General features: G+C 72.5%; 16 protein-coding genes and 1 pseudogene. 8 read left to right on the top strand and 9 right to left on the bottom strand.

All coding sequences use genetic code 11. From position 1 onward, the window contains the following. Nucleotides 1-4: 4 nt before the first annotated feature. Entirely contained in the window at nucleotides 5-424 is a 420-nt protein-coding gene (locus tag EDD92_RS50995; RefSeq protein WP_260326405.1) for an alpha/beta fold hydrolase, read from the top strand. A 256-nt stretch (nucleotides 425-680) separates the two neighbouring features. Here EDD92_RS50995 and EDD92_RS08185 read toward each other — a convergent pair whose 3' ends face one another. After that, on the bottom strand, nucleotides 681-1,268 hold the full coding sequence (locus tag EDD92_RS08185) for a TetR/AcrR family transcriptional regulator (protein ID WP_123970317.1): 588 nt from the start codon (nucleotides 1,266-1,268) through the stop codon (nucleotides 681-683). A gap of 130 nt (nucleotides 1,269-1,398) precedes the next feature. Further along, nucleotides 1,399-2,010: a TetR/AcrR family transcriptional regulator gene (locus tag EDD92_RS08180; RefSeq protein ID WP_123963689.1), complete on the bottom strand. Its 612-nt coding sequence runs from the start codon at nucleotides 2,008-2,010 to the stop codon at nucleotides 1,399-1,401. A 274-nt stretch (nucleotides 2,011-2,284) separates the two neighbouring features. On the opposite strand from EDD92_RS08180, the gene EDD92_RS08175 reads away from it, so the two are divergent. Together EDD92_RS08175 and EDD92_RS08170 are read left to right on the top strand one after the other, a co-directional pair. Further along, nucleotides 2,285-3,448, top strand: coding sequence for an exonuclease SbcCD subunit D (locus tag EDD92_RS08175; protein ID WP_123963688.1), 1,164 nt, complete (start codon nucleotides 2,285-2,287; stop codon nucleotides 3,446-3,448). Continuing rightward, complete coding sequence (locus EDD92_RS08170; protein ID WP_123963687.1) at nucleotides 3,445-6,591, top strand: AAA family ATPase; 3,147 nt, start codon at nucleotides 3,445-3,447, stop codon at nucleotides 6,589-6,591. Before EDD92_RS08175 ends, EDD92_RS08170 begins: the two co-directional genes overlap by 4 nt. Here EDD92_RS08170 and EDD92_RS08165 read toward each other — a convergent pair. Then, nucleotides 6,585-7,031: an Lrp/AsnC family transcriptional regulator gene (locus EDD92_RS08165; RefSeq protein ID WP_030927812.1), complete on the bottom strand. Its 447-nt coding sequence runs from the start codon at nucleotides 7,029-7,031 to the stop codon at nucleotides 6,585-6,587. The genes EDD92_RS08170 and EDD92_RS08165 overlap by 7 nt on opposite strands. A 137-nt stretch (nucleotides 7,032-7,168) precedes the next feature. On the opposite strand from EDD92_RS08165, the gene EDD92_RS08160 reads away from it, so the two are divergent. From EDD92_RS08160 to EDD92_RS08150, 3 genes are all read left to right on the top strand, one after another. After that, nucleotides 7,169-7,651 (top strand): rhodanese-like domain-containing protein, encoded by a 483-nt coding sequence (locus tag EDD92_RS08160; RefSeq protein WP_123963686.1) that lies wholly within the window; start codon nucleotides 7,169-7,171, stop codon nucleotides 7,649-7,651. A 71-nt stretch (nucleotides 7,652-7,722) separates the two neighbouring features. Beyond that, nucleotides 7,723-8,241 (top strand): immunity 21 family protein, encoded by a 519-nt coding sequence (locus EDD92_RS08155; RefSeq protein WP_123963685.1) that lies wholly within the window; start codon nucleotides 7,723-7,725, stop codon nucleotides 8,239-8,241. Nucleotides 8,242-8,352: 111 nt separating this feature from the next. Further along, nucleotides 8,353-9,198 (top strand): SDR family oxidoreductase, encoded by an 846-nt coding sequence (locus tag EDD92_RS08150; RefSeq protein WP_123963684.1) that lies wholly within the window; start codon nucleotides 8,353-8,355, stop codon nucleotides 9,196-9,198. Nucleotides 9,199-9,210: 12 nt separating this feature from the next. Here EDD92_RS08150 and EDD92_RS08145 read toward each other — a convergent pair whose 3' ends face one another. From EDD92_RS08145 to EDD92_RS08130, 4 genes are all read right to left on the bottom strand, one after another. Further along, the gene (locus tag EDD92_RS08145) at nucleotides 9,211-10,902 is read right to left on the bottom strand and encodes a DUF885 domain-containing protein (RefSeq protein ID WP_123963683.1); all 1,692 of its coding nucleotides are present in this window, start codon (nucleotides 10,900-10,902) and stop codon (nucleotides 9,211-9,213) included. Nucleotides 10,903-11,210: 308 nt separating this feature from the next. Continuing rightward, nucleotides 11,211-12,647, bottom strand: a complete 1,437-nt coding sequence (locus tag EDD92_RS08140) for a GNAT family N-acetyltransferase (protein WP_185123962.1) — start codon at nucleotides 12,645-12,647, stop codon at nucleotides 11,211-11,213. 194 nt (nucleotides 12,648-12,841) lie between these two features. After that, nucleotides 12,842-14,425 (bottom strand): alkaline phosphatase, encoded by a 1,584-nt coding sequence (locus EDD92_RS08135; RefSeq protein WP_123963682.1) that lies wholly within the window; start codon nucleotides 14,423-14,425, stop codon nucleotides 12,842-12,844. Nucleotides 14,426-14,610: 185 nt separating this feature from the next. Further along, complete coding sequence (locus tag EDD92_RS08130) at nucleotides 14,611-16,098, bottom strand: PLP-dependent aminotransferase family protein (protein ID WP_123963681.1); 1,488 nt, start codon at nucleotides 16,096-16,098, stop codon at nucleotides 14,611-14,613. On the opposite strand from EDD92_RS08130, the pseudogene EDD92_RS08125 reads away from it, so the two are divergent. Beyond that, a pseudogene (locus tag EDD92_RS08125) lies at nucleotides 16,089-16,931 on the top strand (DMT family transporter); the annotation flags it as partial. The gene EDD92_RS08130 and the pseudogene EDD92_RS08125 overlap by 10 nt on opposite strands. A gap of 93 nt (nucleotides 16,932-17,024) precedes the next feature. Here EDD92_RS08125 and EDD92_RS08120 read toward each other — a convergent pair. Next, the gene (locus EDD92_RS08120) at nucleotides 17,025-17,855 is read right to left on the bottom strand and encodes an alpha/beta fold hydrolase (protein ID WP_123963680.1); all 831 of its coding nucleotides are present in this window, start codon (nucleotides 17,853-17,855) and stop codon (nucleotides 17,025-17,027) included. Nucleotides 17,856-17,966: 111 nt separating this feature from the next. Next, complete coding sequence (locus EDD92_RS08115) at nucleotides 17,967-18,620, bottom strand: NADPH-dependent F420 reductase (RefSeq protein ID WP_123970315.1); 654 nt, start codon at nucleotides 18,618-18,620, stop codon at nucleotides 17,967-17,969. 110 nt (nucleotides 18,621-18,730) lie between these two features. Here EDD92_RS08115 and EDD92_RS08110 point away from each other — a divergent pair, with 110 nt between their 5' ends. Continuing rightward, entirely contained in the window at nucleotides 18,731-19,615 is an 885-nt protein-coding gene (locus EDD92_RS08110) for an RNA polymerase sigma-70 factor (protein WP_123963679.1), read from the top strand. Nucleotides 19,616-19,707 lie beyond the last annotated feature (92 nt).

The following is a 19,707-nucleotide window of genomic DNA, read 5'->3' as shown; positions in this document are numbered from 1 at the left end:
GGCGATGGAGATCTGGCGTGCCTACGCGGACGACGTCACCGGCGCCGAGATCCCCGAATGCGGCCACTTCATCCCGGAGGAGCGCCCAGAAGTCCTGCCGGCGCATCTACGTGACTTCCTGATGGGCGGAACGGACCGGTGGCACCGCCCCGATGGCCGGACTCTCCTCTTGCAGGGACTGGCCTCGCGCGGCCATGCGGCGGTCGCCGGCCGGGCGCGGGAGGCGCGGGCAGCGGCGTGGCCGAGCGACCTGCCGACAGGGAGGTACTTTCGGGGCCGGGAGACGGCCGGGCATCGGGTCGAACGTGCGTATCTGCTTGGCGAAGGCCCGGACGCGGACGACACGGCGCAGGGTGCTGACGCGCGAGAGGCCGTCGGGCCGGCGGTTGGGGCGGCTTCGGCCTCGGACCAGTGGCCGCCGTGACGATCGCCTTGCCGACCACGTCGAGGTCGAGGAATGTCACCCCGGCAGGCGGGGCATGGCCGCCGTGATCCGGCCCGTTCCGATCACCTCGAAAGCCGCTTTCACCAGGGCGCGCGGTGCGGAAGAGGTGGTGGCCGCAACGCCGCGGAGGCCGAACAGAGCTCTGCCGAAGCGGCAGGTGCTCGGCAGGGCTCAGAGGAAGTCGCGTGGTGGGGAGGAGTTCCGCGAGAGGGGTGCGGTGCGGTACTGCGGCGTGTCAGCGGGACTCCTTGATGCCCAGCAGGGTCAGGGCGTTGTGGATGCCTTCTTCGAGGAGTTCGTCGGAGAGTTGCCGGTCCGTCAGGGCGCGGGAGAGCTGCAAGGTGCCGACCATCATGGCGTAGACGCTGAGAATCTTCGTGCGGGCCGAGCGCGGATCGGTGGGCGCGAGGCGCTCGGCCATACCGTCGATGACCGCCAGCACGCCGTCGGTGTACGTCTGCTTGGTCGCGTCCGCGCAACGCCCGATCTCGTCGAGGAGTGCGGCGGAAGGGCAGCCGTCGTCGGGGCTGTCGCGGTGCTGGGGCGACAGGTACGCCCGCACGATCTCCTCGAGTCCGGCGATGCCCGGGGGCGCCTGCTCGACGGTGTCGACGTTCTGGCGCAGTTGGTCGGCGACCGCGGTGGCGACGAGGTCGTCCTTGGACTCGAAGTGGGCGTAGAAGGCGCCGTTGGTCAGCCCGGCGTCCGCCATGAGGGTCGAGATACCCGAGCCGTCGATGCCGTCCCGCTTGAACCGACGGCCGGCGGTGTCGATGATCCGCTGCCTTGTCACCTGCTTGTGCTCTTTGCTGTACCGCACCACGCGTTCCTCCATGCGCCGGAAGGGTCGCTTGCCCTCCGCCGACCCTCCCATTGTATGGTATTGCGAACGTACTCCAATGGTGGCCCGTGGCGGCGGAGGATGTCGGCGGCCGCACGCTCGGCCGTGCCGCTCATGTTCCCTCGGGTTGGGTCAACCGTCGAACGAGATCGACCCAGGTGGCCCGCAGGTGTGTGGTGGGCACCCGGCGCTGCTCGTGCAGATAGTCCGCCGCCCCGAAGCTCGTGAAGGCGAGCGGGGCATGGGCGAGTATCTCGTGGTCCCCGTCAAGTCCCATGTCACGTAGGAGAGTTGAGACATGCTGGTGGAAGGCCAGTCCGCTGCCCGGGCCGGCGCGGCGTGCGTAGGGCACCTGGCGTCCCAGGGCGGCGCCCAGGTCGGCGTCGGTCGTGATGCGCCCGAGCAGGGCGCAGCCGAACGCCGCCAGTCGGTCCACCGCAGGTGCTCCTGGTCCCAGCGGGGCAGGGCCTGAGGCATACGCCTCCTGGAACTCCGCTTCGGCTTCGCCGAGGAGGGCGAGCAGGAGGCCGTCGCGGTCGCCGAACCGGCGAAAGAACGTGCCCTTGCCCACGCCGGCCTCTTCGGCGACCTCCCGCATCGTCACATGCTCGGCTCCCTGTTCGGCGACCAGTCGTGCCGCCGCCAGCAACCGGACGCGGTTGCGGGCGGCATCGGATCTCTCCGCGGTGACACCGGTCGATGGGTTGTCCCGAGTCTTCGTCACCGTTCGCTCCGTGGAGTTACGTGTGCACACACGTTCTTTCGGTCCCTGCTCTGCACGAGGTGCGCATGGATGGGATGGGGAGTGAGTGTTGGACGGTAGTACGAGGTGCTGAGCATCGACGGAGAGGACTCTCCATTTCCAGGGTGATCTGAGGTGTGCGGTGGATCAGGGGGCGGCATACGTTAGCGTGGCAAGCGTTGACGGCGAGCCCCGTGCTGGTTCGTGCTGGTTTTTGAGGTGCAGTGGGGGCAAACGTGCAGGTCAGAGCGATTTCATGAAATTGCTGCACACTTCCGACTGGCATCTGGGCCGGGCGTTCCACCGGGTGAACATGCTCGGGGCGCAGGCCGAGTTCATCGGTCACCTGGTCACGACCGTGCGTGAGCGCGGTGTGGACGCGGTGGTCGTGTCGGGGGACGTGTACGACCGGGCGGTGCCGCCGCTGGCCGCCGTCGAGTTGTACGACGACGCGCTGCACCGCCTCGCAGACCTGGGCGTGCCCACGGTGATGATCTCCGGGAACCACGACTCGGCCCGCCGGCTGGGCGTCGGCGCCGGTCTCATCGGGCGGGCCGGCATCCATCTGCGGACCGAGCCGTCGGCGTGCGGGTCACCGGTCGTGCTGTCCGACGCCCACGGCGACGTGGCCTTCTACGGGCTGCCGTATCTCGAACCGGCCCTGGTCAAAGACGAGTTCGGCGTGGAGAAGGCGGGACACGAGGCGGTGCTCGCCGCCGCCATGGACCGGGTCCGCGCCGACCTCACCACGCGCGCGCGGGGCACCCGTTCCGTCGTTCTCGCACACGCCTTCGTCACCGGTGGCGAGCCCAGCGACAGCGAGCGGGACATCACCGTCGGCGGGGTGGCCGCCGTGCCCGCCGGGGTTTTCGACGGTGTGGACTACGCGGCACTCGGCCATCTGCACGGCTGCCAGACGATCACCGAGCGCGTGCGCTACTCCGGCTCCCCGCTGCCGTACTCGTTCTCGGAGGCCGACCACCGCAAGACCATGTGGCTCGTCGACCTCGACGCCGACGGCTCCGTCACCGCCGAGCGCGTCGACTGCCCCCTGCCGCGCGCACTGGCCAGAATCCGGGGCACTCTGGAGGAATTGCTCGCCGATCCCGGGCTCGCCGGGCACGAGGAGGCGTGGGTCGAGGCCACCCTCACCGACCCGGTCCGCCCGGCCGACCCCATGGCGCGGCTCACCGAGCGCTTCCCGCACACCCTCAGCCTCGTCTTCGACCCCGAGCGGGCACCGGACGACCCGGACGTGTCCTACGCCAGTCGGCTCGCGGGCCGCAGCGACCAGGAGATCGCCGAGGACTTCGTCGGCCATGTGCGTGGCGCCGGACCCGACGAGCGTGAACAGGCCGTGCTGCGGGACGCGTTCGACGCGGTGCGTGCCGACGAGGCCGTGCGCGAGGTGGCGCGATGAGGCTGCACCGGCTGGACATCACGGCGTTCGGGCCGTTCGGCGGCTCCCAGACCGTCGACTTCGGCGAGTTGTCGGCCGCCGGGCTCTTCCTGCTGCACGGACCGACGGGCGCGGGCAAGACGTCCGTCCTCGACGCGGTGTGCTACGCGCTGTACGGCTCCGTTCCCGGCGCCCGCCAGAGCAGCCAGGGCCTGGCCCTGCGCAGCGATCACGCGGCACCCGGTACGCGCACCGGGGTGACCCTCGAACTGACCGTCGCCGGACGCCGGTTGGAGGTCACCCGGCAGCCGCCCTGGGAGCGTCCCAAGAAGCGCGGCTCTGGCACGACCCTGGAGAAGGCCCAGAGCTGGCTGCGCGAGTACGACGCGACGGCCGGCGCCTGGAAGGACCTCAGCCGCTCGCACCAGGAGATCGGCGAGGAGATCACCCAGCTGCTCGGCATGAGCCGCGAACAGTTCTGCCAGGTCGTGCTGCTGCCCCAGGGCGACTTCGCGCGCTTCCTGCGCGCCGACGCCGAGGCGCGCGGCAAGCTGCTGGGCCGCCTCTTCGACACCCACCGCTTCGCCGAGGTCGAAAAACGCCTGGTCGAGCGCCGCCGCGCGGCCGAGGCGCAGGTGCGCGAGGGGGACGCCGCACTGCTGGCCGACGCACACCGCATGCAGCAGGCGGCGGGCGGCGCGATGGAACTGCCTCAACTGGCGCCGGGGGAGCCGGGGTTGGCGGAGACCGTCGTCAGTGCCGCGGCCGTCGCCCGCAGCACCGCGCGGGAACAGCTGACCATCGCCCACTGCCGCCTCACGGCCGCGGAATCGGCGCAGGCGGCCGCCGAGCGCGCGCTGAGCGACGTACGCGAGGTGGCCCGGCTGCAGCAGCGGTTCGCCGAGGCGCGCGAGCGCGCCGCACGGCTGGAGGAGCGCGCCGACGCGCACCGGGAGGCACAGGCGCGCATGGAGCGGGCCCGCAAGGCCGAGGCGGTGGCGCCCGCGCTGGAGCTGCGGGAGGCCGCCGAGGCGGAACACCGGCGCGCTGCACAGGCGGCGGCACGCGCGCGTGCACTGCTGCGGGACGCCCTCCCTGAGGGGCATGCGGGTTCCCGGGCGGAGGGCTCCGAGGTGGGTGCGGCCGGGTTCACCGGGCCGCGGGACGCGGTCGCCGAACCCGGCACGCGCGAGGAGCTGCCGGGCGCGCGTGGCGACACCGGCACGCGCGTGGAGCCGCGTGGTGCTCTTGACGACGCCGGTGCCGCAGGACTGGCCGCTGCCGCCCGGCGGGCCGCCGAGGAACTCGGTGGCCTGGAGTCCGCCCGGCGCGCCGAACAGCGGCTGGCCGAACTCGTCGCGGAGCGTGCCGGTCTGGACCGGCAGGAGCGCGCCGACGAGGACGTGCTGCAGGAGGCCGAGGCCTGGCTCGCGGACTGGGAGACGACCCGCGCCGGACTGCAGGCCCGTATCGAATCCGCGCAGGATGCCGCGACCAGGGCCGAGCAACTCGGCGTGCAGCGCGAGCAGCTGCGGCGCAGGCTCGGCGCGGCCCGCCAGCGCGACCAGCTCGCCCGCGACACCGACGAGACCCACGCGCGCGTGCTCGCCGCCCGCGAACGTGCCGGCGAGGCCCGCGCCCACTGGCTCGACCTCAAGGAACAGCGGCTGAACGGCATCGCGGCCGAGCTGGCCGCGAGCCTCACCGACGGCGAGCCGTGCGCCGTCTGCGGAGCCACCGAACACCCCGCCCCCGCGCGCAAGGTCGCCGGGCACGTCGACCGCGAGGCCGAGGAGCGCGCCCTCGCCGCCTACCAGCGCGCCGACGAACAGCGCGCCGAGGACGAGCGGCGCCTCGGCGTCGTACGAGAGGCACTGGCCGCCGCCACCGCCGAGGCGGGCGACACGCCCACGGCCCGACTCGCCGAAGAGGTGGAGGAGTTGGAGCGGCTGTACGCGCAGGTGCGCGCTGCCGCTTCCGACCTGCACCCGGCGAGCGAGCAGCTGCGGCGGGCGGAACAGGAGCACGGGCGGCGCACCGCGGTGCGGCAGGATGCCGCGGTCAGGGCCGCCTCGCGGGTGGGCCATCGGGAGCGGCTCGACCGCGAACGAAGCGGCTTGGAAAGGGAGTTGGCGCAGGCGCGCGGCACGGCGGAGAGCGTGGCCGCGCGGGCCGCGCAGTTGGAGCGGCAGGTCGCGCTGCTCACCGAGGGCGCCGACACCGCGCGGTTGGCCGAGGATACCGCCCAGCGGCTCAAGGACGCCGACTCCCGGCTCGCCGACGCCGCCTTCAGGGCCGGCTTCGACACCCCGCACGCCGCGGCCGCCGCACTCCTGGACGACGCCGCCCACCGCGAACTCCAACGCCGCCTGGATGCCTGGCAGTCCGAGGAGGCCGCCGTGCGCGTCGTCCTCGCCGAGGCCGACACCGCGGCCGCCGCCCAGCAGTCGCCCGCCGACCTCGCCTCGGCGGAACGGGCTGCCGCCGTCGCGGGCCAGCGGCTGCGCGACGCCGCCTCCGCACGCGACGCGGCCGCCCGCCGCTGCACCGAACTGGACCGGCTCTCCGCCCGGTCCGCCGCGGGCGTACGGCGGCTGGCCCCGCTGCGCGAGGAGTACGACCGGGTGGCCCGGCTGGCCTCCCTCGCCGCGGGCACCTCTGCGGACAACGAACGGAAGATGCGCCTGGAGTCGTATGTGCTGGCGGCCCGCCTGGAACAGGTGGCGGCCGCCGCGACCGTACGTCTGCAGCGCATGTCGTCCGGCCGCTACACCCTCGTCCACTCCGACGACCGGACCGGACGCGGCCGCAGCGGTCTCGGACTGCACGTCGTCGACGCGTGGACCGGACGCGAGCGGGACACGGCGACGCTGTCGGGCGGCGAGACGTTCTTCGCCTCCCTGGCGCTCGCCCTCGGTCTCGCGGACGTCGTCACCGACGAGGCCGGCGGAGTCCGCCTGGACACGCTCTTCATCGACGAGGGCTTCGGCAGCCTCGACGACCAGACCCTCGACGAGGTCCTCGACGTGCTCGACTCCCTGCGCGAGCGCGACCGCAGCGTGGGCATCGTCAGCCATGTCGCCGACCTGAGACGCCGCATCCATGCACAACTGGAGGTCGTGAAGGGGAGATCGGGGTCGGTGGTCCGGCAGCGAGGTCAGTGACCGAGGGGCCGTCGGGGCAGCGGGGACGAGTAGACGACGCTCGTGGTCACCGAGCCGAGTGCGCCGATCTTGCCCGACACCTCCTCCAGGTGGCGCATCGAGCGGGCGGCGACCTTGATGACGAAACAGTCGTCGCCCGTCACATGGTGGGCCTCGAGGATCTCGGGCGTCACGGCGACCAGGTCGTGGAAGGGCTTGTAGTTGCCGTTCGGGTACCGCAGCCGGACGAACGCGAGGATCGGCAGCCCCAGCCGCTCGGGGTCCACGACGGCCGCGTACCCCTGGATGACGCCCGCCTCCTCCAGACGCCGCACCCGTTCGGTGACCGCGCTCGGCGACATGGAGACGGCCCGTGCCAGCTCCGCGAAACTGGCCCGACCCTCGCGCTGGAGGACATCGAGGATGCGCCAGTCGGTGGCATCCGGGGAAAACACGGTCATGGCGCAGAGATAGCAGGGGAATCCCCGGCCGGGCAAGGCATAGGCAGAGGAATGCCCCTTCTGGGAGATCATCGGCGGCCGTAGATTTTCTGGCTGTAGCGACAACCTCGGCAACCTCGGAGAAAGCAGGCCGGATCATGAGCAGCACCGCGACCGCCGTCAACCCTGTCCTGCGCGTGGCCCGGGCGGCCCCGGCCGAGGCCGCCGCCCACTTCCGCGCGAGCCTCGCCTTCCACGCCGACGTGTCGGACGTCGCCGCAGCACTCGCCTCCGACGGCGACCCGGGGTTCGTCGTCCTGGACTCCCGCTCCACCGAGTCCTGGGACCAGGGACACATCCCCGGCGCGGTCCACCTGCCGACCGCGCTCATCCCCGAGCAGGCCGAACAGCTCCTCGACAAGGCGGTGCCGGTGGTCACGTACTGCTGGGGCCCCGGCTGCAACGGCGCCACCCGCGCCGCGCTCGCCCTCGCCGAACTCGGCTACCAGGTCAAGGAAATGCTCGGCGGCTTCGAGTACTGGGCGCGCGAGGGCTTCGAGTACGAGACCTGGGAGGGCCGCGAGCGCCGCCCCGCCGACCCGCTGACGGCACCGGTCGACGCGGAGGACTGCGGCTGCTGAACCGGACGGCTGCGGGGAGGGACGGGGGACGGCGGATTCCTGGGTTCCGCGGCCGTGTACGGTTCTGCGCCATGGTGCGATACGCGGAACCCGGTGCGCTGGAATGGGTCGAGTCGGGCGGCGGGCCGCTCATTGCGGTGCCGGAGACGGTTCTGCCGTTCTGGTCGGGCGCCGACGGTGAGGAGACCGCCTCCGACTACGACCGGGCCTGCGAGGTCGACGGATTCGTCGGGCTGCTCCCAGTCGGCGACTCGGCTGCCCTGGTCCTGGGCGACGAACCCGCCTCCACCGCCTTCCTGCCCGAGCACGCCGCCTTCATACGGTGGTGGGCGGCGAACTCCGAGGCCGAACTCCTGGCCCGCGTCCCTGCAGCCCTCGCCACGGCGGACTGGGGACCCGAGGTGCGCTGGGAAGTGCCCGGCACAGTCGTGCTGTTCGACTCGGCCTGGCCCGGATCCGAAACCGAGCGGACCGACTGCCTGCGGGTCGTGCTGGAACCGGGGCGGTACGCCGTGCGCGCGGCCAACGTCCAGCCGGGACCGGAGACTTGGCTGGGCCTGGTCCAGCTGCGACGCATCGAGCACGGATAGTCCGGCACCGATAGTCCAGCACCGATAGTCCAGCACAGACGGTCGAGCACGCATGGTCGAGCACGGATAATCGCCTGCGCCGCGTCCAAGCGTTGCCCATCATGGTCAACCATGCCCCGACTGCCGCATCCCGCCCCCGAAGAACTGCGCCGTGCCCCGCTGCCCCTGCGCGGCCGTACAGCCCTGGTGACCGGGGCCAGCAGACGCGCCGGCATCGGACATGCCGTGGCCCGGCGCCTCGCCGCGTACGGGGCGAGCGTCTATCTGCACCACCATGTGCCGCACGACACCGCCATGCCCTGGGGCGCCGACCGCACCGAGGACGTGGCCGCCTCCGTGCGCGCGGCACTCGGTGATCCCACGGCCCGGATCGTCGCAGGACCCGGCGACCTCGCAGACCCGGCCGCGCCCGCCGAACTCATCGCCACGGCCGCCTCGGCGCTGGGCGGACGGCTCGACATCCTCGTCGCCAACCACGCCCTCAGCGGCAGCGACGGCACCCTCGACACGATCGACGCCGCGAGGCTCGACGCACACTGGGCCGTCGGCACCCGCTCGGTGCTGCTCCTCGTCCAGGCCTACGCCCGGCACCGCGCCGCACTGCCGCCGGGCTCGCCGGGTGGACGCGTCGTGATGATGACCTCCGGCCAGGACCACGCGGGCGGCATGCCCGGCGAGATCGCCTACGCCCTCCAGAAGGGCGCCCTCGCCTCGATCACGCGCTCCCTGTCGACCGCGCTCGCCGAGCAGGCGATCACGGTGAACACCGTCAACCCCGGTCCGGTGGACACGGATTACGCGACCGGGGAGAAGTACGAGGCGGTCGCCTCCCGCTTCCCGTCCGGGCGTTGGGGCATGCCCGACGACCCCGCCCGCCTCATCGCGTGGCTCGCCACGGACGAGGCGGACTGGATCACCGGCCAGGTGATCGACTCGGAGGGAGGCTTCCGCCACTGACCTGCCGGGCCGTCAGAGCTGGGCCAGCTCGTCCACCAGGTCGTCCAGGCCGAGCGAGCCCTGCGAGAGCGCCGCCATGTGCCAGGCCTTGAGGTCGAAGGCCTCGCCGCGCCGCTCGCGCGCCTTCGCGCGGCCCTGCAGCCAGGCCCGCTCGCCGAGCTTGTAGCCGATCGCCTGGCCGGGGATGGTCAGGTAGCGGGTCAGCTCGCTCTCCACGAAGTCCGCCGGCCGGCTGCTGTGCGCGCCGAAGAACTCCTGGGCCAGCTCGGGAGTCCAGCGCTCGCCGGGGTGGAAGGGGGAGTCCGCGGGGATCTCCAGCTCCAGGTGCATGCCGATGTCGACGATGACCCGGGCCGCCCGCATCATCTGCGCGTCGAGGTAGCCGAGCCGCTGCTCCGCGTCGGTGAGGTAGCCCAGTTCGTCCATCAGCCGCTCCGCGTACAGCGCCCAGCCCTCGGCGTTGGCGCTGACCCCGCCGATGGTGGCCTGGTAGCGGGAGAGGTCCGCGGCCACGTGCGCCCACTGCGCGAGCTGGAGGTGATGGCCGGGGACGCCCTCGTGGTACCAGGTCGAGACGAGGTCGTAGACCGGGAAACGGGTCTGCCCCATCGTCGGCAGCCAGGTGCGTCCCGGACGGGAGAAGTCCTCCGACGGAGGCGTGTAGTACGGGGCTGCCGCGCCTCCGGGCGGGGCGATGCAGGACTCCACCTTCCGTACCCGCTCGGCGAGTTCGAAGTGTGTGCCGTCCAGTTCGTCGATCGCCTGGTCCATCAGGCCCTGCAGCCAGTCGCGGACCTCGTCGACGCCGTCGATGTGCTTGCCGTGCTCGTCGAGGTGCGCGAGCGCCACCCACGGCGTCTCGGCGCCGGGCAGGATCTTCTCGGCCTCCTGCTTCATCTCGCCGAGCAGCCGGTGGAACTCGGCCCAGCCGTACGCGTACGCCTCGTCCAGGTCGAGGTCCGTGCCGTTGAAGTAGCGCGCCCAGCGCCCGTACCGCTCACGGCCGACCGTGTTCGGCGCGCCCTCGATCGCCCGCGCGTACACGTCGCGCATCCAGTCGCGCAGCTCCACGACGGCCGCGGTCGCCGCACTCGCCGCCTCGTCGAGCTCCGCGCGCAGCGCCTCGGGGCCCGCCGAGGCGAAGTCCTCGAACCAGCCGCGGCCCTTGCCGTCCGTGTCCGACCACTCGGTGAGCTGCTCGACGAACGTGGCCGTCGGGCGCGGAGCCGCGTACAGCTTGCGCTCCAGACCGAGGGAGAGGGACTCGCGGTAACCGGCGAACGCGGCCGGCACGGCACGCAGCCGCTCGGCGATCGCCGCCCAGTCCTCCTCGGACTGGTTCGGCGTCACGGTGAACACCTCGCGCACCGAGTGCGCGGGTGTGGCCATGTTCCCGACGCGGCGCAGACCCTCCTCGGTCTCGTGCACGGCCAGTTCGGCGGTCAGCCGCTCACGCAGCAGCCGGCCGCAACGGCGCTCGATGTCACTGTCCGCGCCGGGTTGCCGCTCGGCCTCGTCGAGCCGCGCCAGGGTCCGCCGTGCCAGTTCCGCGAGCGCCTCCTGGCCCGCGGGCGAGAGGTCGGGCAGCCTGCTCGAACTCTCCTTCACACCGAGGTACGTTCCGGTCACCGGGTCGAGGGCGATGAGTTCGTCGACGTATGTGTCGGCGACCTCGCGGGGCAGCGGGTTCGTCGTCTGTGACATGCGGTCCATCCTCATACGAGTGGCCGCCGCACGTCACCCGGATTGAGCCGAGGGCGTACGCGGCGGAGCGGGCGTACAACGCGCTCCGGGGCCCGGCCCCCGGACGCCGGACGGCCCGGCGTTCCCGCCGGGCCGTCCGCAGGTGCGCTGTGCCGGGCGCCAAGCGCTCCGCCGGAGGCCGGACGGGGCCGTCGGACGTCTGCGAGCCCGTCATGGCCGCTCGCGCCCGCGCGGCGGAGCCGCAGATGTCGTCACAGCCCCGCGCCCCGTCAGGGAGCGGTCCAGCCGCAGCGGACTTCGCCAGCCACTCAGTCCCGTGCGACAGGCTCGCCGACCTGCTCCTCCGCCACCCCGTGCGGCAGCCGGGAGCCGGCCTGGCCCGTCTGCAGGCGGGCCGTGATGACCAGGGTGCCCTCCTCGATCTGGTAGTCGAGGGGGAGCCCCAGGCCGCGCATCGCCGCGACCATGCCGGTGTTGGAGGCCTGTGTCACGGCGTACACGCTCTCGCAGCCCGCCTCGACCGCCATCACCACCAGCCGCTCCAGCAGTTCACCTCCGATGCCGCGGCGCTGCCACTTGTCCTCGATGAGCAGCGCGACCTCCGTCTCGTCCCCGTCCCACAGCAGGTGGCCGAGGCCGACGAGGCGCCCCGAGGCGGTCTGCACCGCGAGGGTGCGGCCGAAGCGCGGGCTGAGCAGATGGCTCAGGTAGCGGTCCGCGTCGCCGACCGGCCCGTGGTAGCGCATGCCGAGCGTCCGCGCGGAGCACCGCTCGTGCATCGCCTTGGCGGCCTCCAGGTCACGTGCGTCGGCCCGGCGTACGGTGATCTCGTTGCCCTCGGGCAGTGTCAGCACGTCCTGGCTGTGCGGCACGCGCGGCCCGAGCCGGGCGTCCAGCTCCACCAGCGCCCGCGCGCGGGCGAACTCGGTCGGGGTGAACGGCAGATACGGCCGCTCCACGGTGATGACTCCGCCTTCCGGCGCCCGCAGCCGCATCACGGTGTCCTCGAGCGCTCCCTCCACGGGCACGTCCCCCGGGCCCCGGCCGCCGCCGACCGGCGCGGCGGGCAACTGGCGGATGGTGCACCGGCCCAGCAACTGCCGCAGTGCGAGCGGGAGTTCGGCCGCGTCCAACGCGGTGCGGGTGGCCAGGCCCAGGACGCGGGTCGGCGCGTCCACCAGATCGTGGGCGTCGGCCCGCTCGATCCAGGTGTCGGCACCCCCGGCCAGCGAGACCACCTTGGTGAGCTCGGCCGCCATGAGCCCGCCGGGAGCCCGCAGCAGGAACTCGTCCACCGTGCCCTCGGCCAGCGGATGCGTCTGCAGGCTCAGGATGTCGACCTGCCGCCCGGCCAGCGCCGTGCACAGCGCGGCCAGCGACCCCGGTTCGTCCTTCACCGTCGTCCGCATCCGCCACAGCGCGCTCTGACCGGGCACGGTCTCCTGTGTCGCCGACGACTCGTCGGACTGCCCGGCCTGCTGCTCCTGCGGCAGCGGCCGGGCGTCGGTATCACCGGCCGGAGGTGCATGACCGTGGCGGCGTGTCCACCATGTGTGGAACCCCGCCGTGGCGGCCAGGGCGACCGCCGAGATCACCAGCAGCGCCGGACCCTCGGGCCCGTGCCCGATCAGGTTCGCCACGCCGTCGGCCACGGCGACGGAGGTGAACAGGGCGGCGAGTTCGACGACGTCGCGCCGCCAGTGGTGCACGGGACGGCCGTGCTTTGCACGGGTCACATCAGACATTTCTCGACTCATGCAACCACTGTGAAGGAAACGTGTTGCGTGATCACGAACGCTTTGTGACTGATCGGTAAAGTGTGGTTATGCCCCTTTGTAGCTGCGAAAACGCGTATGGGCGTGCGAGCTCGCGGCTGCGGAACGGCACCGCGCACCGGGGGATGACGCCGGTGCGCGGCCCACGGAAAAGGGTACGGGAGTTACTGGCCGACCCGACCCGGCTGCAGCACCTGCGTGAACAGCACGGTGCCGTCGTACTCGCGCAGCCGCACCGTCAACTCGCCGCTGCCCCCGTCGATGTCGACCTCGCCGAAGAACTGGTAGCCCTGGGCCGGCGAGACGTTCGCGGTCGTGGGTGCCTTCACGAACACCCGGTCGGGGCCGAAGGTGTTGTCGAGTGCGTTGGCCGGGAAGGCGCCGGCGTTGAGCGGGCCGGACACGAACTCCCAGAAGGGCTCGAAGTCCTTGAACGCGGCCCGCGACGGGTCGTAGTGCTGGGCGGAGGTGTGGTGCACGTCGGCTGTCAGCCACACGGTGCCGGTGATCCGCCGGTGTTTGATGAACCGCAGCAGTTCGGCGATCTGCAGCTCGCGGCCCAGCGGGGCGCCCGGGTCGCCCTGCGCGACGGCCTCGAAGTTCGGCTTGCCCTCGACCGGGTCGGGCACGACCAGTCCGAGCGGCATGTCGTTGGCGATCACCTTCCACACCGCGCGGGACCTGGAGAGTTCCCGCTTGAGCCACTCCAGCTGCTCCCGGCCGAGGATGCCCACCGGGTCCGTGGTCTGGTTGTCCGGCGAGTTGGCGTTGCGGTAGGTGCGCATGTCGAGCACGAACACGTCCAGCAGCGGGCCGTGGCTGACCTTGCGGTAGATCCGCCCGTCGGGGCGCCCGCTGACGGTGGAGATCGGGAAGTATTCGGAGAAGGCCTGCCGGGAGCGCAGCGCCAGGTCGTCGAGCCTGGTGCCGGCCGGGTAGGGCGTACCGGTGCCGATGACCTCGCCCGGGTACCAGTTGTTGCGGACCTCGTGGTCGTCCCACTGGATGATGTTCGGGACCTGGGCGTTGAACCGGCGCAGCGCCTGGTCGAGCAGGTTGTAGCGGAAGTTGCCCCGGTAGTCGTCCAGAGTGGTCGCGACGTGCGACTTCTCCTCGGTGGTGACGTTCCGGTAGATGCTGCCGTCCGGCAGTGTGGCGGTGGCGGAGATCGGGCCGTCGGCGTAGATGTTGTCGCCGCTGCACAGGAAGAAGTCCGGGTTCACCTTCGCCATCGCGTCGAAGATGCGGTAGCCGCCGATCGACTCGTTGATGCCCCAGCCCTGTCCCGCGAGGTCGCCGGACCACACGAACTTCACGCCCTGGCGGCGCTTCGTCGGGGCCGTACGGAACGTGCCGGTCACCGGCTCGCCGGTGCGGCGCGGGTCGTCCGGGTCGGCCAGCAGCACGCGGTAGTGGATCTGCTCGCCGGACGGCAGCCCGTGCAGCCGGGTGGTGCCGGTGAAGTCCGAGTCCGCGCCGAGCAGCGGGCCGTGCCATCTGTGCGGGTTGCGGAAGGACTCGGTCGCGGACGTCTCGACGATCATCCGGGCCGGACGGTCGGAGCGCACCCACACCAGCCCCGAGTCGCAGGTCACGTCTCCCGCCTGTACGCCCCAGCCGGCCTGGGGACGCCCCGAGAGGGCGAACGCCGGTGCCGCGCCGAGGGTGGTGGGCAGGGTCAGGGCTGCCGAGGCGGCGAGGGAGCCGCGCAGGACGCTGCGGCGCCCGGGGAACGGACGGTGTGTCATGGATGCGCCTCCAGGGACGGGATCCGGCCAGTGTGCGATGCCACAACTACTGGTGCGCCGCAGCGCACACGGAAACCACAAGTGAACAACTGACCGCAGGGACAAGGGAACCGGTGTGCGACGGGGCGACAACGGGGGCGAAAGGGATGAGTCATCCGTCTCTTTCCGCACCGGCCACCCCACGGTCATGCACCGGCTGCCTGCGCCATCAGTCGTACACCTGCGCGGATCCGGGCGGGCGACAGATGTGCGTACCCGAGGACCAGCCGTATGCCGCCGCTGCCCTCGTGCTCTGCACGCGCGTGCGTGTAGTCCGTCAGCGGGCGTACGGCGACACCGGCCGCGGTCACGCGCGCGAGGAAGTCCGCCTGGGGGCCGTACCGGTGCGGGAGCGCGGCGATGACGTGCAGTCCCGCCGCGATCCCGGCGACCTCCGCGCCCGGGAAGTGCTCCTGCAGCGCGGCCACGAGCGCATCGCGTCGTTCGCGGTACGCGCGCTGGCAGCGGCGCAGTTGGCGGTCGTAGTCGCCGCGCTCCACGAAGCGGGCGAACAGCGCCTGGTCGAGGGTGGGATGGCCGAGGTCCATGGTGCGCTTGCGCTCGACGACCTCGTCGGCCAGCGCCTCGGGCACGAGCAGCCAACCCAGCCGCAGTCCGGGGGCGAGTGACTTGCTGACCGAGCCCGTGTAGGCCACGTGTTCCGGGTCCAGTCCTTGCAGCGCGCCGACGGGGGCACGGTCGTAGCGGAAGTCGCCGTCGTAGTCGTCCTCCAGGACGAGCCCGTCAACGGACCGCGCCCAGTCGAGCAGTTCGGTGCGGCGGCGCGCGGAGTAGGCGATCCCGGTCGGGAACTGGTGGGAGGGCGTCGTCACGAGGGACCGTACGCCCGAGTCCCGGAGCGCTCCGACGACGATTCCCTCGCCGTCCAGGGGCAGGGGCACGGTGCTGACACCGGCCGAGGCATACAGCGCGTCATGCTGGGGGCTGCCGGGATCCTCCACGCCGACCGTGCACAACCCGCGCGCGTGGAGCGCGAATCCGAGCAGCGTCGTCGCCTGCGCCACTCCGGAGACGACCACGATCCGCTCCGGATCGGCGACCACACCCCGGCGGCGCGCCAGTAGCTCCGCCAGGGCGGTACGCAGCTGGGGCAGCCCGCGCGGGTCGGGATAGCCGAGGTCCTGGTGGGGCAGTTCGGCCAGGACCGCGCGCTGCGCCGCGGCCCAGGCGGCGCGCGGGAACAGCGACAGGTCCGGTGTGCCCGGCACGAAGTCGGCGCGCGCACCGGGGGAGCGGGGAGCGAGATCACGCGCGCGTGGCGGCGCGGCCCGCACCGCGCCTCCCACCCAGGTGCCCGCGCCCCGCCCGCTGCGCAGATAGCCCTCCGCCGTCAGCTGCTCGTACGCCTCGGTGATCAGCCCCCGCGACACCCCGAGATCGGCGGCGAGATCCCGGCTCGACGGCAGCCGGGTGCCCGGCGCCAGCCTCCCCGTGCGCACCGCCTCACGCAGCGCGGCCTGCAGCGAACGTCCACGCGTGCGTGCCGGTGCGGCGGCGGCCGGCAGGAGCAGCTCCCAGGCGGCCGAGCCCGGGTCCGGACTCCCGGCCGGATCGGCACTCCCGCTCCGGTCGCCGTCCGGATCGTCGGCCCGATTGGTCTCCGATGACGTCATGGAAATGGACCTTAAACGGGACCGCAGCGCTGCCTAGCGTCGCTGCCATGAACGCCACCACCCGCGGTGCCCTTCTCGCCGCACTCGCCTGTGTCCTGGTCGGCGGGTCCTTCACCGCGAACAGCGTCCTTGGCCACTACCCGTACGCGGGCGGCCAGTTCCTCCGCTACGGCCTCGCCTGTCTGCTGCTCGTCCCGTTGGCCGGCGCGGGAGCGACGGCGCGGCTGCGGCTGCTCGGGCCCCGCCACTGGGCCCGCCTCGCCCTGCTCGCCGCCGTCGGCATGGTCGGCTTCAACCTGGTCGTCATCGCGGCCGAGCGCTCCGCGGAACCGGCGGTGCCGGGCGTCTTCGTGGGATGCGCGCCCGTAGTGGTGGCCGTCGTCGTCCCGCTCCTCGAGGGCCGCCGTCCCCAACGGCGGGTTTTGTACGGGGCTTTGCTGGTCGCCTGTGGCGCCTTCACGGTCCAGGGCTGGGGGCGTACGGACGGCACGGGGATCGTCTTCTCGGCCTGCGCGCTGGCCGGCGAGGTCGGTTTCGCCGTACTCGCCGTGCCCGTTCTGCGTCCCCTGGGGCCCCGGCTGCTGTCCGCCACGGTGTGCGGCCTGGCGGCGGTCGAGTCCGCGGCGGCCGGACTGCTCGCGGACGGTACGGCGTGGCTGCGGCGCCCCGACACCACCGAGACCGCCGCGCTGCTGTGGCAGGCGGCGGTCGTCACCGTCGTCGGCTTCGTCTGCTGGTACATGGGCATGCAGCGGCTCGGCGCCGAGCGCGCCACGCTGTTCTCCGGCCTCATTCCGGTCGCCGCCGCCTGCACGGCCCCGCTCGTCGGAACGGGCTCCTACGGGGCCGCCCAGGCCGTCGGGAGTGCTCTGGTCGGCGCCGGAGTCGCCCTCGGATCCGGCGCGTTGACCCTGAGGCGTGCCCGGTCAGCGGCTGCCGTCGAGGATCACGCGGGCGACCAGCGCCGGGTCGTCGTTCATCGGGCAGTGCCCGCAGCCGGGCAGCCGCACCAGCCGGGCCCGGGGGACGATCTGCTTGGCGCGCACCCCCTGACGGCGTACCAGCAGCATGTCCCTGGAGCCCCAGGCCACGGTGACCGGGACGGTGGGGATGTCTTCGGTGAACCGGACGGTGCTGCCGGCCCGGAGGGTCGCGTCGAAGCCCGTCGCCTGCGCCAGGGCCAGCGTCTCGGCGACCACGGCCTCGGGTGAACGGCGGCCCGGGCGGGCGTAGATGGTGCTCGTCAGCATGGTGCGGCCGGCCGTCGAGCGGGACAGCCGCTCCACCAGGGGCAGCGGCAGCCGCCGCGAGATGTGCCGCATGGCGAGCAGCACGCCGAAGGCGTAGCGCCGCTCCGCCTCGGACCAGAACCCGGCCGGGGACAGAGCGGTCACGGACCGCGCGAGCTGCTCGCGGCCGAGCTCCAGGGCGAGCAGACCGCCGAGAGAGTTGCCCGCCACATGCGGACGCTCGAGCTCCAGCGCCTCGCAGAACGCCCCGAAGACGGCCGTCGTCGTGGGCAGGTCGTAGGCGAGTCCCTCCGGCAGGGCCGGGGAGACGCCGAAGCCGGGCAGATCCACGGCGATCACGTCCCGCTCGGTCGCGAGGATGTCCACCACCGGGTCCCAGGCCTGCCGGTGGTGACCGATGCCGTGCAGCAGGAGCAGCGGTTCGCCGCTGCCCACGCGCGCGTAGGAGACGGTCACGGGCTGCGGGCCGCGTGGAGAGGGGACCTTGAAGGAGACGGTGGCGGACATGGGGGTGCTCCTCGTCTGGGGCTCACTGGCGGACGCCGTGTAGACAGCTTGTCAGCAATTGCTACCGACGGGTAGCCCCTGATGGTGGCCGACCACCCGGCCGTACGGCTTTCAATGGCCCCTGCGCACCTCCAGGTTGAACTCCGCATGCCCGAGATGCCGGAAGAGATCGAGCCACAGCGGCAGCAGCATCTCCACACTGCGTGCCGACCGGATGCCACCCAGGTCGAGCACCCGGTGCGGCGGCCACCCGAACTCCCCGAGCAGACCGGTGACCTGTTCCTTGGCGCCGGCGTCCTCGCCGCACACGAAGACGTGGTGCTCGCCCGGCACCAGCGCGGGATCCACCATCACCCTGGAGTTGACCGTGTTGAGCGTCTTCACCACGCGCGCGTGCGGGAAGGCGCGCTGGATCTGCTCGCCCACACTGTCCGACTCGACGGGGGACAGCCGCACCTCGCCGTCCTCGAACGCCATCGGGTTGGAGACGTCGACGACGACCTTCCCGTCGAGATTCGCCGCCCCGGCCGCCTCCAGTGCGGCGAGCGCCACCCGCCCGCCGACGGCGACGACCACCACCTCGGCGGACGAGGCCGCTTCCGCGAACGTGCCGGCCCGCGCCTGCGCGCCCGCGCTCCGCGCCCACTCCAGGGCCGCGGGATTGTCCTTCGTGCGCGAGCCCAGCGTCACCTCGTGGCCCAGCTGTGCCAGCCTGCCGCCGAGCGTGCGGCCGACGTCGCCCGTGCCCAGAACCGCGTACCGCATGGCCACCTCCGAAATCCGGCCGCCGACCGCCGACGGCCCGCGGGCCATTCTGCTCCGGGACACGTGGATTTCTCCTGGACATGTCCGGACGCGTCGCATGGGATGGTGCCGTGACCACCGACACCGAGACCGACGTCTTCGAAGAGCACCGCCCCGTCCTGCTGGGGGTCGCCTACCGCATGCTCGGGCGGGTGGCCGACGCGGAGGACGTGGTCCAGGAGGCCTGGCTGCGCTGGTCCGGCGCCGACCGCAGCGAGGTGCGCGAACCGCGCGGCTACCTGGTGCGCATCACCACCCGCCTCGCCATCGACCGGCTGCGCCAGATCAAGGCGCGCAACGAGGCGTACGTCGGCCCGTGGCTGCCCGAGCCCTATGCGACCGACTTCGGGGGCACCGTCCCGGACACCGCCGAGCGGGCCGTGCTCGCCGACTCCGTCTCGCTGGCCGTCCTCGTCGTCCTGGAGTCGCTGTCGCCGCTGGAGCGGGCGGTGTTCGTGCTCCGCGAGGCCTTCGGCTACCCGTACGCGGACATCGCCGTGATGCTCGACCGCGGCGAGGCGGCGGTGCGCCAGCTCGCCGGGCGGGCCCGCAAGCACGTCGAGGAGCGGCGGCCGCGCTACCAGGTCGATCCCGGCCGGCGCCGTGAGCTGACCGAGCGGTTCCTCGCCGCCGCGGCGGAGGGGGATCTGGAGGGGCTCATGGCGCTGCTGGCGCCCGACGTGCGGCTGGTGGGCGACAGCGGCGGCAAGTCCAGGGCACCGCTGCGGGTCCTGGAGAGCGCCGACAAGGTGGGCCGCTTCCTCGTCGGGGCCGCGCGGAAGGGTGTGCCGGACCAGTCCTTCCGCTTCATGGAGCTCAACGGCGGCCTCGCGGTCGTCGTCCTGTCCGCAGGCAAGCCGGACAGCGTCTTCCAGGTGGACGTCTTCGAGGGGCGCATCCAGTCGCTCTACATCATCCGCAACCCGGACAAGCTGCTCTCGCTGGCCTCCGCGTAGGCGACGAGGACGGTTCCGTACGAACACCTTGTGAACCCTGCGCAGCGAGCGCCCTGTGTCGCGCCCATGGGATCCAGGATTGGTCTTGACCA

It is taken from the genome of Streptomyces sp. TLI_185, assembly GCF_003814765.1.
Lineage (GTDB): Bacteria > Actinomycetota > Actinomycetes > Streptomycetales > Streptomycetaceae > Streptomyces.
The sequence above is the reverse complement of the archived record's forward strand: the minus strand, read 5'-3'. Positions and strand labels throughout refer to the sequence as shown.